At 39.1% G+C, this 16,197-nt stretch carries 18 protein-coding genes; 16 read left to right on the top strand and 2 right to left on the bottom strand.

What is annotated here, in order from left to right; all coding sequences use genetic code 11:
• The first annotated feature begins 38 nt into the window (after window positions 1–38).
• The 3 genes from EJP82_RS14820 to EJP82_RS28865 all read left to right on the top strand — a co-directional run bounded on the left by EJP82_RS14820 (window position 39) and on the right by EJP82_RS28865 (window position 1,022).
• The gene (locus EJP82_RS14820; protein ID WP_127192841.1) at window positions 39–365 is read left to right on the top strand and encodes a hypothetical protein; all 327 of its coding nucleotides are present in this window, start codon (window positions 39–41) and stop codon (window positions 363–365) included.
• Window positions 366–536: 171 nt separating this feature from the next.
• Entirely contained in the window at window positions 537–731 is a 195-nt protein-coding gene (locus tag EJP82_RS14815) for a DUF2933 domain-containing protein (protein ID WP_127192840.1), read from the top strand.
• Between the two features lie 33 nt (window positions 732–764).
• The gene (locus EJP82_RS28865; protein ID WP_425464348.1) at window positions 765–1,022 is read left to right on the top strand and encodes a hypothetical protein; all 258 of its coding nucleotides are present in this window, start codon (window positions 765–767) and stop codon (window positions 1,020–1,022) included.
• A 19-nt stretch (window positions 1,023–1,041) separates the two neighbouring features.
• On the opposite strand, the gene EJP82_RS14810 is transcribed toward EJP82_RS28865, so the two are convergent.
• Window positions 1,042–1,449: a NusG domain II-containing protein gene (locus tag EJP82_RS14810; protein ID WP_127192839.1), complete on the bottom strand. Its 408-nt coding sequence runs from the start codon at window positions 1,447–1,449 to the stop codon at window positions 1,042–1,044.
• Between the two features lie 304 nt (window positions 1,450–1,753).
• On the opposite strand from EJP82_RS14810, the gene EJP82_RS14805 reads away from it, so the two are divergent.
• The 3 genes from EJP82_RS14805 to EJP82_RS14795 all read left to right on the top strand — a co-directional run bounded on the left by EJP82_RS14805 (window position 1,754) and on the right by EJP82_RS14795 (window position 4,165).
• On the top strand, window positions 1,754–2,914 hold the full coding sequence (locus EJP82_RS14805) for a cation:proton antiporter (RefSeq protein ID WP_127192838.1): 1,161 nt from the start codon (window positions 1,754–1,756) through the stop codon (window positions 2,912–2,914).
• A gap of 175 nt (window positions 2,915–3,089) precedes the next feature.
• Window positions 3,090–3,581, top strand: a complete 492-nt coding sequence (locus EJP82_RS14800) for a hypothetical protein (RefSeq protein ID WP_127192837.1) — start codon at window positions 3,090–3,092, stop codon at window positions 3,579–3,581.
• Window positions 3,578–4,165 carry a DUF5044 domain-containing protein gene (locus EJP82_RS14795; protein ID WP_127192836.1) on the top strand — a complete coding sequence of 196 codons (588 nt, stop codon included), beginning with the start codon at window positions 3,578–3,580 and terminating at the stop codon, window positions 4,163–4,165. The genes EJP82_RS14800 and EJP82_RS14795 overlap by 4 nt, the downstream gene beginning before the upstream one ends.
• A 27-nt stretch (window positions 4,166–4,192) precedes the next feature.
• Here the strand turns inward: EJP82_RS14795 and EJP82_RS14790 are convergent, their stop codons facing one another.
• Window positions 4,193–4,621 (bottom strand): hypothetical protein, encoded by a 429-nt coding sequence (locus EJP82_RS14790; RefSeq protein ID WP_127192835.1) that lies wholly within the window; start codon window positions 4,619–4,621, stop codon window positions 4,193–4,195.
• Between the two features lie 84 nt (window positions 4,622–4,705).
• Here EJP82_RS14790 and EJP82_RS14785 point away from each other — a divergent pair, with 84 nt between their 5' ends.
• The 10 genes from EJP82_RS14785 to thrS all read left to right on the top strand — a co-directional run bounded on the left by EJP82_RS14785 (window position 4,706) and on the right by thrS (window position 16,141).
• Window positions 4,706–5,389 carry a response regulator transcription factor gene (locus EJP82_RS14785; protein ID WP_127192834.1) on the top strand — a complete coding sequence of 228 codons (684 nt, stop codon included), beginning with the start codon at window positions 4,706–4,708 and terminating at the stop codon, window positions 5,387–5,389.
• Window position 5,390: 1 nt separating this feature from the next.
• Complete coding sequence (locus tag EJP82_RS14780) at window positions 5,391–6,392, top strand: sensor histidine kinase (RefSeq protein ID WP_127192833.1); 1,002 nt, start codon at window positions 5,391–5,393, stop codon at window positions 6,390–6,392.
• Between the two features lie 73 nt (window positions 6,393–6,465).
• Window positions 6,466–7,149: an ABC transporter ATP-binding protein gene (locus EJP82_RS14775; protein WP_127192832.1), complete on the top strand. Its 684-nt coding sequence runs from the start codon at window positions 6,466–6,468 to the stop codon at window positions 7,147–7,149.
• Window positions 7,146–9,755: an FtsX-like permease family protein gene (locus EJP82_RS14770; protein ID WP_127192831.1), complete on the top strand. Its 2,610-nt coding sequence runs from the start codon at window positions 7,146–7,148 to the stop codon at window positions 9,753–9,755. The genes EJP82_RS14775 and EJP82_RS14770 overlap by 4 nt, the downstream gene beginning before the upstream one ends.
• Before the next feature lie 81 nt (window positions 9,756–9,836).
• On the top strand, window positions 9,837–10,655 hold the full coding sequence (locus EJP82_RS14765; RefSeq protein ID WP_127192830.1) for a DUF2935 domain-containing protein: 819 nt from the start codon (window positions 9,837–9,839) through the stop codon (window positions 10,653–10,655).
• A 305-nt stretch (window positions 10,656–10,960) separates the two neighbouring features.
• Window positions 10,961–11,404, top strand: coding sequence for a helical membrane plugin domain-containing protein (locus EJP82_RS14760; protein WP_127192829.1), 444 nt, complete (start codon window positions 10,961–10,963; stop codon window positions 11,402–11,404).
• 39 nt (window positions 11,405–11,443) lie between these two features.
• Window positions 11,444–12,622, top strand: a complete 1,179-nt coding sequence (locus EJP82_RS14755) for an NAD(P)/FAD-dependent oxidoreductase (RefSeq protein WP_127192828.1) — start codon at window positions 11,444–11,446, stop codon at window positions 12,620–12,622.
• Window positions 12,623–12,770: 148 nt separating this feature from the next.
• Window positions 12,771–13,247, top strand: a complete 477-nt coding sequence (locus tag EJP82_RS14750; protein ID WP_170220195.1) for a DinB family protein — start codon at window positions 12,771–12,773, stop codon at window positions 13,245–13,247.
• A 218-nt stretch (window positions 13,248–13,465) separates the two neighbouring features.
• Complete coding sequence (locus EJP82_RS14745) at window positions 13,466–13,783, top strand: thioredoxin family protein (protein ID WP_127192826.1); 318 nt, start codon at window positions 13,466–13,468, stop codon at window positions 13,781–13,783.
• A 444-nt stretch (window positions 13,784–14,227) separates the two neighbouring features.
• Window positions 14,228–16,141, top strand: a complete 1,914-nt coding sequence (thrS, locus tag EJP82_RS14740) for a threonine--tRNA ligase (RefSeq protein ID WP_127192825.1) — start codon at window positions 14,228–14,230, stop codon at window positions 16,139–16,141.
• Window positions 16,142–16,197 lie beyond the last annotated feature (56 nt).

Raw genomic sequence — 16,197 nt, 5'->3', positions numbered from 1 at the left:
CATAGATTAGACACCATGATATCTAGGAGGCAATTAAGATGAAGAAGAAAGTATTAGCAGCTGTAGGTGTGATTGCATTATCATTGAGTATTGGCAGTGCTGTTTTTGCAACGGGATATAATCAGGACACAGAAGGAAATTTTGAGGACATGCTCCCACATATGCAAGAAGTACATCCAAATATGAATGAACAACAGTTGAACGATATGTATCAATCATGCCATGACCGTGGTAACGACAACGTGAAAAATCCAGATTCACGAGGTATGATGCAATCGGGTAATATGATGCAATCAGGTAACATGATGCAGTCAGGTAACATGATGCAATCAGACAATATGATGCAATCAGGCAACATGATGTAAGCAAGATCAATAATGTAGCAGAAGAGGGAAGCATGATTCGGAAGAATCGTGCTTCTTTTTTTGTGGATTTCTAAAGCCCGTGCAATCTGCGTTGTTTCTACATTATTTCCACACAAACCATAGTTAGAATAAATATATCAAGAAGATAGTACTACTTAGGAGGTAACACTTATGGATTGGTCTTGGTTATTTGTACTGGCATGTCCGCTAATGATGATAGTTATGATGTTTGGTATGCGAGGAATGCACGGTCATGGTTCAAAATCAAAACAGTCAGAAACAGAGCAAGCGAATCAGGAAGAGTTAAGTGCGTTAAAAGCACAAAACGAACTCATGAAAGAGGAAATTCAGAAATTGAAACAATAATTCACATAGGATACTAAGGGAGGTCGAAGAGTGATGAATTGCTGTGGAAATCACGATCATACCAAGAAGGATCAAGAAAAAGGGAACATGAACCAACCTCATCCGATAAAAAAGCGGAATTGGATGATGATATTATGTTGCGTGTTGCCAATTGGATTATTTGCCGCAATACTCCTAGCAAATCTACTTACAGACACAAGTACTAATATAATGCCGTACCTAATATTATTGATCTGTCCTTTGTCCCATCTAATACTGATGCCATTAATGATGGGCAAGAAAAAGCATTAATTATAACTTCGTATACCACCTATTGAACGATAACATCAATTTCATTATCTGTATCCACCGGCGTTCCGTTAATTTCAATAACCATGCGCATTGGAATACAAATGATGGTTTCACGCGGTTTAGTAATCAATCCAAAGGTAAAGCAAATCTTTTGTGGGCAATCTGACTCGACAACTTCAATTCCATTATCGCGAATTTTCAAAATGTCATACCCGCGATCATTTCTGATTTCTACATATTGTGTTTCTGTTGTGAGTTCAACTGTTTTATAAATTTCATTATCTATCTTTATCGTTGCAGAGTAATTTCCGTTAATGTAACTCTGGTCTGTATCCTGCAACCACCTTATACCCATGAAAATCAATGCAAACAATAAAATCACAGCGATTAGGACGATATCACCTTTTTTAAACTTGTGAACAATCATATGTCATCTCCAGGTTGAGTCATTCATTTCAACCTAAATTATAACGCGTGAATATGTGTTTTCTTTGTAGAAACTGTGTAGCCGCCAAGTAATGATCTTGCGCCAGTCGTAATATTTGTGTATGATTATAATAACAACAACAGCATATTTGTAATTGTAATTATGGAGGAGCCAGTCACCAAGGGCTCCTTCTATTTTTTTGTCCAAAAAAAGACATTAAACTTGTCGGCATGTGCGAAAGGGGGATCATGATTGTTGGTTTTCAGGACACAATAAGAATACAACAACATCTGGAGGTTTGCTCATGGAATTCATTCTGTACTTAGTTTTAATTATATTTTTCACAAAGGTTGCAGGGGACTTATCCGTACGTATTGGTCAACCAGCTGTATTAGGGAAACTAATTGTCGGTATCATATTAGGGCCAGCGGTACTTGGTTGGATTGGGAATAGTAGCTTTATTGATGAACTTTCCGAGATTGGTGTTCTTCTTCTGATGTTTATTGCAGGTTTAGAAACCGATTTGGACCAACTTAAGAAAAATTGGAAATCAGCTTTTGCTGTTGCTGTTGGTGGAATTATTCTTCCTTTCATTGGGGGATATAGCGCTGCAATTGCCTTTGGTTTTGGTCAAAACTACGCCTTGTTCTTCGGTGTAATATTCTGTGCAACTTCAGTTAGTATCTCTGTTCAAGTATTAAAGGAAATGAACAAGTTGAACTCTAGAGAAGGAACAACTATCCTTGGCGCAGCAGTGATCGATGATGTACTTGTCGTCATATTACTTGCGGTCATGATGAGTCTAGTAGGAACTGGAAATGACATTTCTATTCCTCTTCTAATAGGTAAAAAAGCTCTGTTCTTCATTGTTACATTCTTGGCTGGTTGGTATGTCGTACCAAAGGTCATGAAATGGATGGCACCCTTAAGAGTCACAGAAGCGGTGATCTCCGCTGCGTTGTTTATATGTTTCGGTTTTGCTTACTTTGCGGAGTCTCTACAAATGGCCGGAATTATCGGTGCATTTGCAGCAGGGATTGCAATTTCACAAACCAATTATAAACATACCGTAGAGGAAAAAGTTGAACCGATCGCTTATTCCATTTTTGTTCCTGTATTCTTTGTGAGTATTGGACTCAATGTTTCGTTCGAGGGGTTAGGTCAACAGTGGGGGTTCTTGATCGTTATCACAATAATTGCATGTGTAACTAAGTTATTAGGAGGATGGCTAGGCGCACGCTTAACCGGGTTTAATTCTAAGTCTTCACTAATTATCGGCTCAGGTATGGTAAGTAGAGGAGAGGTAGCCCTAATTATCGCTTCAACAGGTTTACAAGCCGGTTTATTGTTACCGCAATATTTCACTTCCATAGTCATTATGGTCATCTTAACAACGCTGGTTACACCACCATTATTAAAAATGTTTTTCAAAGACAAGGTGGATCAAGCTCTAGCAGGCAAATGATTAATTGAAGCGTATAGAGTGTATTTATAACCAGTCAGACATTTTAAATGTTTTGACTGGTTTTTTTGTTGTGCAACTAATACGAAAAGGATCAATTCCGAAGTATGGTATTATAAATTATGGAAGTGATTAGGTTGATCGTTGCATAAAAACGGTTCACAAAGGAGTCTGACAAATGAGAATTGTAGCAATAGCAGGAACTATCATAAGAAGATCGATTATTGTTATTTTCGGATTATTGCTGATTATACAAGCGGTTAGTCTTATCGTATCGAATAGTAGTGACAAAGAATTCATTAAGTCATTAAATCACGATGGACCCGTTACCAAGTATACATTGAATAAGAAAATAGATATGGATGGGGATATTTTCACAGCTAAGGAGCTTTACCTAACTTCTAAGAAGACTGTCCTTCACTATTCCATTAGCAAACAAGATCCGGGTGGATGGTCCTTTCCAAATTCAGCGATTAAGTTAATTAATTCTAATGGAGAAGAGCTTATGCAACACAGCTCAAGTAGTAGTAGTACAGGGAGAGGCGAAACGGGCTTTATTTCTTTTAACGAAATGAACGAACCCTTAGGGAGCATTACCCTTAAATATGAGTGGTATGATCGGCAAGCAGAAATAAATATTCCCCTGGCGAAGGATGGTGAGGGGCAATGAGTAAAAAGACTGTTATTCTTATCGTGGAATGGTGTATTGCTATTCTGTTTGTTTTCTTATTCTTCAGAGGATATAACCCATATATGGGAAGTTTAACACCAACTAAGGCACATGAGCTTTCCGAAAGAAGTTATCACTATGGACCATCAAAAATCGTAAAGGTAGTTCCTTTTGGCGGTAACACTACAGTTTATTTAGGAGTTTACAAAGAGTGGTTCTCGTCAGATACAGTGATTAAACGAGGGCTTGGATGGCATCCAGGCGGGGGAGTTGGCGGTGTGTGGATCGACAGTAGTAAGCCGCTCACCTACAGTTGGAGTGTCTCGGAACGAGATAAGAAGCTTACTTTAGCACAGTTTTACGGGTACGTATCTGACCCTGAAATTACAACAGTCGTTTTGTATACAGAAACTGACAGTGTCGACAATAAAGAGGCAAGAACGCTTTCCACAATGAGCCAGGAAATTAACGAAGACAGAATGTTCTTATTCATATGGAACGATAAAGATCTAAATTCCCACTGGAAATCCATTCAAGGATTAGATCAGGAGGGCAAGGTCGTTTATGAGGAGAAATTTAACTAATTCTCTGATAGCCCTACCCCGTGTACATTAATATTGGATATTAGTAAATACTATATTTTGCTTATGTTTTCTATTATTTTTATCTATCCAATTGATAACAACTTCCATTTCATTTGCGTAATTAGCTATATTAAAGTTAATAAATGTAACTGTTTCATAGGATTTAATTCGATACTTTACTGGATCCATAAGCATAATCATCTCTAGATTTCGATTCCGATCAGGACGATAAAGTTCGAACGAAGTATATAAAATTTCATGATATAGATTCGTGATGGTCAGTTTGTAACTATTAAATTTGTCAGGTTGGTGCGATGGAATATCACTTTTGCTTAACACGAGTGCCCATTTTCCCGTATCCTTTGTTACTGGTAAATCTGTTTTAGCGTAAACACTTAGATTCATGGTAATACAAATAAGTAGAACGAAGGCAGACAAGATTATTTTCTTACTCATTGCAAGTTCTCCTCTCGTATTGAGATGAGTGTAATTTAACCAAACCCAATATTTCTATACCGAAAGTTAGGATGATCATTTCATATGAAAATTTTACTTGTAGAAGATGATAAAACAATCGCATCTGGACTTGAGTATTCACTACAACAAGATCAATTTGAGACCGTGCTTTGTCATGACTTTACATCTGCCAGAGCGGTGATCGAAGTGGAACTGGTTACTTTCACTTTATGTTTATTTGATTTATCACTTCCGGATGGGAGTGGCTATGAATTATGTAAGATGGTGAAAGCAAGGAGTGATATCCCTGTCATTTTCTTAACCGCAGTGGATGATGAGGTCAATGTAGTGATGGGCCTAGATATGGGGGCAGATGATTATATAACAAAGCCATTTCGAATTCGTGAGTTGTTATCGCGCATTAAATCTGTATTGCGGAGATACCATAAACAAAATCAACCTAAACCGATCATTGAATTAGACAATATCCGGATTAACACGCTTGAAGGAAAAGTTTATAAGAATGAAAATGAGATTACATTAACCGCGCTGGAATATCGTTTATTACTTATCTTTGCTAATCATATCGGACAAATTCTCTCCAGAAATCAGTTGTTAGAGCAAATTTGGGATGTGGCAGGGGACTTCGTGAATGATAATACATTAACAGTGTATATAAAAAGGTTACGGGAAAAGTTGGAGGAAAATCCTCAAGAGCCCTCGATCATCAAAACCGTACGTGGCTTAGGTTATAAGGTTGGTGATTGATATGCTACGAAATAGAGAGTACCGAGTGCTTCTCCTCATGATGTGTTTAATCAGTATTGTAGCGGTAATTATTGCAGCTGTAATTTCACCTATGACCTTAGTACTTACTCTTATTACTTCTACTTTGCTCATCGGATGCTGTCTAGTATTTACGAGATGGAGATACCGTGAAATCGAGAAACTTTCAGGCTATTTGCGGCAGATTAGTGGTGGGGATTATTCTCTTGATGTGCGTGACAATCAGGAGGGTGAGCTTAGTATTCTGAAGAACGATATTTATAAAGTGACTTTGATGCTTTCCGAACAGAGTTCGTTACTACAACAAGAAAAAATAGAGCTTACCAATGCAATTTCGGATATATCTCATCAACTCAAAACACCACTTACTTCTATGACAATGATGGCAGACCTATTGAGTAATCCTGAACTTCCAGTAGAGAAAAGAAGAGAATTCACACGCAATATCCGTATCCAACTCGAACGGATCGGTTGGCTCGTTTCGTCATTATTAAAGTTTTCAAAAATCGATGCGGGAACCGCGTTATTTAAGCATGATCAAATCGCAGTGAAGAAACTTATTCAAAGAGCATTAGAACCTGTTCTGATTCCGATGGATATCAAGGAGCAAAAGCTTTCCGTTATTGGTGAAGATAACGCCACTTTTAGTGGTGATCTCAATTGGACGGCCGAAGCTATGATCAATATTCTAAAAAACTGCGTAGAGCACACTCATGTAGGTGGAGAAATCAACATTTCTTTTTCAGAAAATGCCCTGTTTACGGAGATCATCGTTGCTGATAACGGTAAAGGAATTCCTAAAGAGGACATACCTTATATTTTTAACCGTTTCTATAAAGGTAAGAATGCAAGTGAGGATAGCGTCGGAATAGGACTTGCCTTGTCTCACAGCATCATTACAAGTCAAAACGGAGACATCGAAGTGAAGAGCGGGAAGGAAAAAGGTACGCAATTCCGTATTAAGTTTTATAAAGTGACTATCTAGTCACATTACAGTCACTTGAAAGTCATTATAGACCGATATACTGATCTCATAATCAAAATGGAGGTCTAATATAATGGATATTTTAACAATTGAAAATCTATCTAAAACATATGGTAAAGGCGAAACTGCGGTTAAGGCGCTTGATGATGTATCCTTTTCAGTGAAAAAAGGGGAATTCGTTGCCATTATCGGCCCGTCTGGTTCGGGTAAATCAACGATTTTGCACATGCTGGGCGGTGTGGATCGACCTACAAGCGGGAAAGTATTCGTCGATAACACGGATATTTATAACTTAGACGAAACTCAACTGGCGATTTTTAGACGCAGACAAATAGGGTTGATTTATCAGTTTTATAACCTGATTCCTGTCCTAACGGTAGAAGAGAATATTACGCTTCCTTTGTTGCTGGATCAACATCGGGTAGATAAGAAGCAATTTGCTGATATCGTGAAGATTCTAAATCTGAAAGATCGTTTAAATCATCTGCCTAACCAGTTGTCAGGTGGACAACAGCAGCGTGTGTCGATTGGTCGTGCGCTAATTAGTAATCCTGCTATTATGCTGGCGGACGAGCCAACCGGTAATTTGGATAGTAAGAATAGTAGTGAGATCATTGACTTGCTAAAAATGTTTAATAAAACCTTTAATCAAACGCTAATCGTTATCACTCACGATGAACGAATTGCGCTGCAAGCGGATAGAGTCATTACCATTGAAGATGGAAGGATTGCCAATAACGAGGTGATTCGTCCATGAATATTGTCAACAAACTAACGATAAGACACTTGAAGAAAAATAAACGACGAACGCTTATAACCATTATCGGAGTTATTATTTCCGTAGCCATGGTGACAGCTGTCGCTACACTTGGTGTCTCTTTCATGGGACTCATGCAAAGACAAAGCATTGCTACGAATGGGGAGTGGCATGTCCTATACAAAGATGTGAATAAGACTCAACTTGAAGCGATTAAGGCTGATGACGCCACAAAAGAGCTTGTCATTTCAAGAGATCGTGGATTTTCCCTTTTAAAAGGGAGTCAAAATGACAATAAACCTTATTTGTTTATCAAAGAGTATAATACTCAAGGGTTTGAACAATTTCCGATCAAGTTGAATAAAGGAAGGCTCCCACAAGCTAATGATGAGATTGTTATTTCAGAGGAAATTGCGAAAACGGCCAAAGTAGAGTACAAAATCGGGGATACGTTAACTCTTGATATTGGAGAACGATTAGGGGTTGATAGTGAGGGTAATGATCAAGTATTAGTGCAGCATAATTCATTACAAGCTGAGAATGGTGAATTAACTGAAACGTTACGAAATACTACAACAGCTACTTATACGGTTGTTGGCATAATAGATCGTCCTACTTGGGAACCGACATGGGCACCTGGATATACTGTCATTAGTTATGTGGATGAGAATATAATGGGTGCGGACGATACAGTTCATGCGACAGTTGTGCTAAATAAGGTCAAGAAGTCTCTATATTCTCATGCAGAGGATGTAGCGCAAGAAAATAAGATAGATAAGCAATCCATAGCATTTAACAACGATTTATTGCGTTATTATGGCATAACGAATGATGACAGTCTACAAGGCTTAATTATGTCAATGTCGGTGATCATTATGGCGGTCATTATTATTGGCTCTGTTTCATTAATATATAATGCGTTCGCTATTTCCGTCTCGGAACGTGCAAGGCACTTAGGTATGCTTTCGAGTGTGGGTGCTACTAAAAGGCAAAAGAGAAATTCCGTGTTCTTTGAGGGAGTTATCATCGGCTTGATCAGCATTCCCATTGGGATTATTAGCGGACTTGTGGGGATTGGTATCACCTTTTTGTTTATTAATTCGATTATCGAAGGTGCACTCGGAATAACAGAACAGCTAACTGTGATCGTTACACCATGGTCCATATTGATCGCTTGTGGTGTTTCGATGCTAACGATATTTATTTCAACATATCTCCCTGCAAGAAAAGCCTCTAAGATCTCTGCAATTGAGGCGATCCGGCAGACTACAGATGTTAAGCTGACGGGCAAGGCAGTCAAGACATCCAAATTGGTTCGTAAACTATTCGGTATCGAAGCAGAAATAGGACTGAAAAACTTAAAGAGGAACAAACGCAGGTACCAGGCAACCGTGTTTTCCCTTATTATCAGTATTGTTTTGTTCCTAGCGGTATCCTTTTTCACCTCCAACTTGCATAAATCACTGGAACTCTCACAGGAGGGTGTAAATTATGATATTCAGGTATCCACGTATAACGAACCAGCTGATAAATCTAATCGATTATTAAAATCGATCTTAAGTTTGGATGATATTACGGAATATAACGTTATTAAAAATCTGCATGCATACTCTAAAATTGAGGAAGCTGTGATCGCACCTGAATTGCAAGAGATGGTTAAAAATGATAAGAGTTTACTTACAGATGGGAAATATCCTTACTACGTTATTATCAATGCACTAAGTGATGAAAGTCTGCAAGCTTATACAACAGCAATTGGTGCAAAGTACGAACATCTTCAAGATCCGAATCAACTCAATGCAATTGTGATTGATACAACCAGATATGAAGATGAAGTAGCGAAGAAGTATGTTGAAACAAAGGCTATATATACGAAGATTGGCCAAAGTCTTGATTTAACGTATGTAGAAAACCAAACAGGTGAAGATAAACCTTTAACCAAGGTGGAAGTTGCTGCATTGACAGATCAACTACCTATGGGGATTTATCCAGCAGGACTAGGTGGATTGAATATTGTAGTTTCCGAAACCGTTATGAATCAAATGTTGATTGATAAGCAAAACTTTGACATTCAGACCGCCTTTTATCTGAAAAGTAATAATCCCTTAGCAACTCAACAAGGAATCGAAGAATTAGTTGAAAGCAATATGTATGTACTTAATGTTTTTCAAATTAGACAACAAGATGAACAAATGATCATGTTGATGTCGGTATTTACCTACGGATTTATCGCATTAATTACGTCGATCTCTATTGCTAATATCTTTAATACGATCTCCACAAGCATATCCCTTCGCAAACGTGAATTTGCGATGCTTAAGTCAATTGGGATGACACCCAAGGGTTTTAATAAAATGATTAATTATGAAAGTATATTTTATGGGATAAAGTCATTGCTTTATGGGCTTCCGATTAGCGTTCTCGTCATGTATTTGGTACACAGATCACTCATGAACAGTTTTAATTATGAATTCACTCTTCCATGGAAAAGTATTGTATACGTAATTATTGCGGTATTCCTTCTAGTCAGCTCAGCTATGCTGTACTCCAGCTCTAAAGTTAAGAAAGAAAACATTATCGATGCATTAAAGCAGGAGAGCATATAACGTCTGACATATTGGACAAAGACTAGACCATATCTTCTAAGAAGGTTGATTTGTTTAAAGCCGCCCTAGGAGGGAATGTTCATGTCCAATGTCTTTGTAACTCGTTCATTAGAGGAAATACGGTTTTGGTCAAGGATTATGAAAGAACACTCGTTTTTTCTGCGATTAGGATTTAGAGCGGAAGACACCCAGCTCATTGCGGAGGCGAATCAATTCCAAGCCATCTTTGAGGATATCGAGAGAAGATCGTATGCATTTTCAATGGATACAGACCCGCAGATCATTAGAGAGTTTAATACCGAAGTTCAAAATGCAGCTACCCACATCTGGGCTTTCAAAAGAAGAATACTAGGACTTATACTGCAGTGTAAACTTCCAGGGGGAAATAATTTCCCACTGCTAGTTGATCATGTAAGTCGGGAGGCCAACTATTTCCGTAACCGCCTAGATGAATTGAATCGTGGGAAGTTAGAGCCATTACAAGATGCGATCATCGACGAAAATCTGTTTTTCTTAAAAATCATGGCAGACCACGCAAAATTCATTGGTCATTTACTCGATCCATCAGAACGAAAATTAGTTGATCAGGCTCGGGAATTTAGTCTTGAATTTGATCAGTTAGTGTTTCAAGCGATCGATCTAAGCTCCATGCGTCCTCAATCTCAAACGGTACCTTTATTAAGTCAATTCGTTGATGAGAACAAGGTTTCAGTTAAGTCATTACGAGATTTCAAGAAAACAGCGAGTGATTTGATTGATCAATGTAGGATTAAAAGCATTATTCACCCACTTCTTGCTGATCACGTATTTCGTGAGGCTGAGCGGTTTCTAATTATTCTTGATATGTTTGACCAATCCCTGTCAGGACATAAGGTAAATAAAAGAGAGATTTTGATCTAATGTAGACTATATCAGGTTAGTACATGGCAACAAGTGGCTCTTCCGGTATTCATTAGGAAGGGCCACTTGTTGTTTCTGTTATTCGACACCAAACCAAATTATGGAATGATATCTGAGAAAAAAACGCGCTGATATGCGGTATTTTGAGATTTATATAAATAATTGATGTAATAAAAATCACATACTAACCTTATGGATTGAAAAGTATGTGACAAATGTAACACGAAAAATGCTATAATAGTACTATTGGGTTCATTTTTAAAAATATTATTATGCAGTAAAGCTGCTGCAGAGGAGAGTTAGATATGTCAGAATCAATCAATCAAATCCTTTCTGAACAAGAAACACCAAAAGTAACTGTCACTAAAGAGCATTTAGATGTTTTAGACCAGCTCTTAAAGCCAGAAGTTCAGGAATCGTTAACTGTTTTAGTGGAACAGTTACCCCAAATAACACAACTTGTAAGTGTACTAACAAAGTCCTATGACTTCGTACAGTCAGTCGCTTCAGATGAAATATTGAAGAGCGATACGGTAGGGGCGATTAAAGAACTTGGTGGACCTGTCGTAGGTTCTGTCAAAAATATGGCGGCAACTGTTATCGAGGCGAAGGATCGTGCCAATGAAAGTCAAGAGACTATTGGTATTTTTGGCCTGATGAAAATGATGAAGGACCCGCAAGCACAGAAGCTCTTCCGTTTCATGAATGCTTACCTTCAAGTCGCAAATGAACGTGAACAAGTCAAATAATTAAATTCAAATCTTATTCGTAAGGACGGAGGAAACATTATGTCTAAACATATCGTTATCTTAGGTGCAGGTTATGGTGGTTTGTTAAGTGCTTTAACCGTACGTAAGTATTTAAATAAAGAGCAAGCCAAAGTTACTGTAGTCAATCAATTTCCTACGCATCAAATTATTACTGAATTGCATCGCCTTGCAGCTGGTAGTGCCGCAGAACGCGCTGTTGCAATGCCGCTTACTAAGCTTTTTGCAGGTAAAGATATCGATCTGAAAATTGCGAAAGTGAATGCTTTTTCCGTAGACAATAAACAAGTTACTTTATCCGATGGCGTTACTCTCACTTACGATGCACTTGTCGTAGGTCTGGGAAGCACAACGGCTTATTTTGGAATTCCAGGGCTAGAACAAAATAGTATGGTATTGAAATCGGCAGCTGACGCTAACAGAATTCAACATCATATTGAAGACCGTATTCGTGATTATGCGAAGACGAAAGATGAAGCCGATGCAACTATTCTTATTGGTGGTGGCGGTTTAACTGGCGTTGAACTCGTGGGTGAAATTGCTGATGCCATGCCAGAACTTGCCAAGCGATATGGAGTAGACCCTAAAGAAATTAAACTCCTACTTGTCGAAGCAGGTCCGAAGATTCTTCCGGTATTACCTGAACCATTGATTGAACGTGCTACAACTAGCTTAGAGAAACGTGGGGTTCAATTCCTTACCGGGCTTCCTGTTACGAATGTGGAAGGCAATGTCGTTGATCTAAAAGACGGTCAAAAGATTGTGACGAATACATTCGTATGGACCGGTGGTGTACAAGGAAATCCACTCGTTGGCGAATCAGGTCTTGAAGTAAACCGTGGACGTGCCACAGTAAATGATTTCTTGCAGTCAACTTCGCACAAGGATGTATTCATTGCGGGTGATAGTGCCGTTTACTTTGCAGCAGACGGACGTCCGTATCCACCTACTGCACAAATCGCTTGGCAAATGGGTGAATTGATCGGCTACAATCTGTATGCATTCTTGAATGATAAATCGTTTGAAACATTTAATCCTATTAACTCAGGTACACTTGCTAGCTTAGGGCGTAAAGATGGGGTAGCCATTGTCGGTGGTAACTCTACTCCGCTAAAAGGATTGCCTGCATCCCTCATGAAGGAAGCAAGTAATATTCGTTACTTGTCCCACATTCATGCATTGTTCAGCTTAGCTTATTAATCAAATTTAGAATCTAAACATTGCCCCACCTAAGAACACTTTGAATAAAGTGGTTATTGGTGGGGTAATTTTTTTTGGGTGTAATAATGTACTAATGACTAATACATGTTAAAATTAATTTGGAATAAATTTGATGGGAGTGAGGAAGATGGAAGACTTTATTTTCAGGCAGATAACTTTTGTAAGAGGTCAAACTCTAAAATTGTTGGATGGTATCACAGAAGAAATGGCCGACCAGATCCCTGAAGGATTCAGAAATAATATCCGCTGGAATCTGGGGCATGTTTATGTTGTCCTTGAACGATTGGCTTTTCATTTTTCAAACCAGTCACAACAATTGCCTGACGGTTATAAGGAGCAATTCGGACTAGGCACTTCTCCGTTAAGTCTTCCCGAATCCGTAACTGTTCCGACTCTTCATGAATTGAAGACCCTACTCCAAGAACAGCCTGAACGAATTCGTGCAGTACTCAGCCAGAACTTACAGGTTAAAGCCGATCCACCTTATACTACATCTTCCGGGATGACTTTAGAAACGCCAGAACAACTCCTCAGCTTCTCCATTTACCATGAAGGCATGCACATAAGCACTATTAAAATGTATAAGAAATTGTTATCGAATTAATATTGAAGGTGGATATCATCCGACATCAGGTGATAGCCACCTTTTTTGTTAATAAAAACTCCTGGAATGTTCACACATCCTACTTTTAGTGAAGCATCAAATGACCTTTTTTCAGCGATTCAGTAACAAAAGGCATTGCAAAATATATAAATAGGGTTCAGGAAACTGTGTTATTAGGGTATTATATATACAGATACACAATTAGGGAGGATAACAACATGGAGAGAATTAAGACCCCAGAGCAATTTCAGGAAAGTATTAATAAAGATGGGTATACGGTTATGAAATTTGATGCAAGCTGGTGCCCGGATTGTAAGAACCTTGATCGTTTTATTGGGGATATTGTTACCGAACACGCAGACAAGGATTTTTTCGCCGTCGATTCAGAACAATTTGAAGACTTTGCGGAAAAATATGAAGTCCGGGGGATACCTAGCCTACTTGTTTTCAAAAATGGTGAGAAATTGGCACATTTGCATAGTAAATTCGCAAAAACCCCAAGTCAGATCAGAGAATACTTAGATACATTGAAATAATATCCGGTTGCTATGATGCCTTCTTAGATCATTCAGAGGTAAGATAATGAGATTTTTTCCTTGACTTCTACAAAGAAGATTATGTAATATAGTCCGTAACATAATATTTGGCACTGACCAAAGACATGATTTCCTTCACGAACTGTCCAGAGAGAGAAGTTAAGCTGAGAGCTTCTCCAGTAACCGGTTGAGATTTTACCCCTTTGTAGCTGTGGCGTTGAACCCGTCGATCTAATCACGGTTGTAAGCGACACCGACTTATCCCCGTTACGAGATACTAATAAGGACTTTGCATCTGCATCCCAGGCTAAGAAGCCAAGGAATGTCACGATGTAAGTCGAATTTGGGTGGAACCACGAGCTGAACGCACTCGTCCCTTTACGGACGAGATGCGTTTTTTTGCGTTCAAAAAATCAGGATTAAGGTAGAATTGGAGGCTAAATCATGGAGATCAACGTAACATTGCACGATGGAACAATTAGGAGGTATCCTCAAGGAACCACAATCGAACAAGTCGCAGAATCAATTAGTACAGGTCTGAAGAAAAATGCTGTAGCAGGGAAGGTAAACGGCAAAACGGTAGATCTTAACCAACCGATTGAGCATGATAGTCTCATCGAAATTGTTACGATGGATAGCCGTGATGGCCTGGAGATATATAGACACAGTACAGCACATTTAATGGCTCAAGCAATTAAACGTATTTATGGAGACAAGGCCGTGAAACTCGGTATTGGACCGGTGATCGAAGACGGATTCTATTATGATATCGATATAGAAAAACCACTTTCGACGGATGACCTTGCCACAATCGAGAAAGAGATGGAGAAGATATCACAAGAGAATTTACCTATAGTTCGGCGGGTCATTAGCCGTGCAGAAGCGATCAAAACTTTTGAGGAACTTGAAGAGCCCCTGAAGTTGGAGCTCATTCGTGACTTGCCTGAAGATGTAGAATTAACGATTTATGATCAAGGTGATTTCTTTGATCTATGCAGAGGGCCACATCTTCCATCAACTGGCCGAATCAAAGCGTTTAAGCTGTTGAACGTAGCAGGGGCTTACTGGCGGGGAGATTCCAATAACAAGATGCTACAGCGTATATACGGAACTTCATTTCCGAAGAAAGCACAGCTTGAAGAGCATTTACATTTTCTTGAGGAAGCTAAGAAGAGAGATCATCGTAAGCTAGGTAAAGAACTTGAATTGTTTATGTTCTCAGAAGAAGCGCCTGGCATGCCTTTCTATCTTCCAAAGGGGATGACAATCCGTACCGAGCTTGAAGATTTCGCGCGTGAATTACAGAGACAAAGAGGCTATGAAGAAGTGCGTACGCCATTGATGATGAATAATCGGGTGTGGGAGCATTCAGGACATTGGGATCACTACAAGGATAACATGTACTTTACGAATGTAGACGAAACAAAATTCGCGCTCAAACCGATGAACTGTCCAGGGCATATGCTTATTTTCAAAAATAGCCTGCGTTCTTATCGTGAACTGCCGATCCGTATTTCGGAGTTTGGCCAAGTTCATCGCCATGAATTTTCAGGGGCATTAAATGGCATGATGCGAGTACGTACTTTTTGTCAGGATGATGCACACCTGTTCGTTCTTCCAGAACAAATCGAGGATGAAATAAGTCGTGTCATTGAGTTGATCGACCATGTATATCAAGTGTTCGGATTTGAATACAAGGTCGAATTATCCACTCGGCCAGAGGATTACATGGGTTCAGCAGAGCTTTGGGATCAGGCGGAGCTTTCCCTGAAAAATGTGTTAGAGAACCGAGGCATCTCGTATCGTGTTAATGAAGGGGATGGAGCCTTCTACGGACCTAAGATCGACTTCCACATTCTAGATGCCCTTAAGCGTAGCTGGCAGTGTGGGACAATCCAACTGGATTTCCAGATGCCTGAGAAATTCGAACTTTCTTATATTGCTGAGGATAACCAAAAACACCAGCCTGTTGTTATACATCGTGCTGTGTATGGATCTATTGATCGTTTTATAGGGATTCTAACTGAACATTTCTCAGGGGCATTCCCACTGTGGCTTGCACCCGTCCAAGCGAAGATTTTGCCTGTGTCAGAGAACTATGTCGACCATGCTTTTAAAGTAAAGAAATCGCTAGAAGAGGCCGGTATTCGGGTCGAAGTAGATATACGAAATGAAAAGCTAGGGTACAAAATCCGTGAAGCCCAACTGGAAAAGGTTCCGTACATGTTCGTTATTGGTGAGAATGAGAAGAATTCCGATAGCGTGTCTGTTCGCAAGCGTGGGGAAGGGGATCTCGGCTCTATAAATATCCAAGAAATAATTGCCCAAATAAATGAAGAGATTCATGCTAGAAAATAAGCTCATATCGACAACTCAAAAACAGCCAGTCTCGCAAAAGAGATTGGCTGTTTTTT

The organism is Paenibacillus anaericanus (assembly GCF_003994475.1).
GTDB classification, from domain to species: domain Bacteria; phylum Bacillota; class Bacilli; order Paenibacillales; family Paenibacillaceae; genus Fontibacillus; species Fontibacillus anaericanus.
This window is presented reverse-complemented; position numbering and strand designations above follow the sequence as displayed.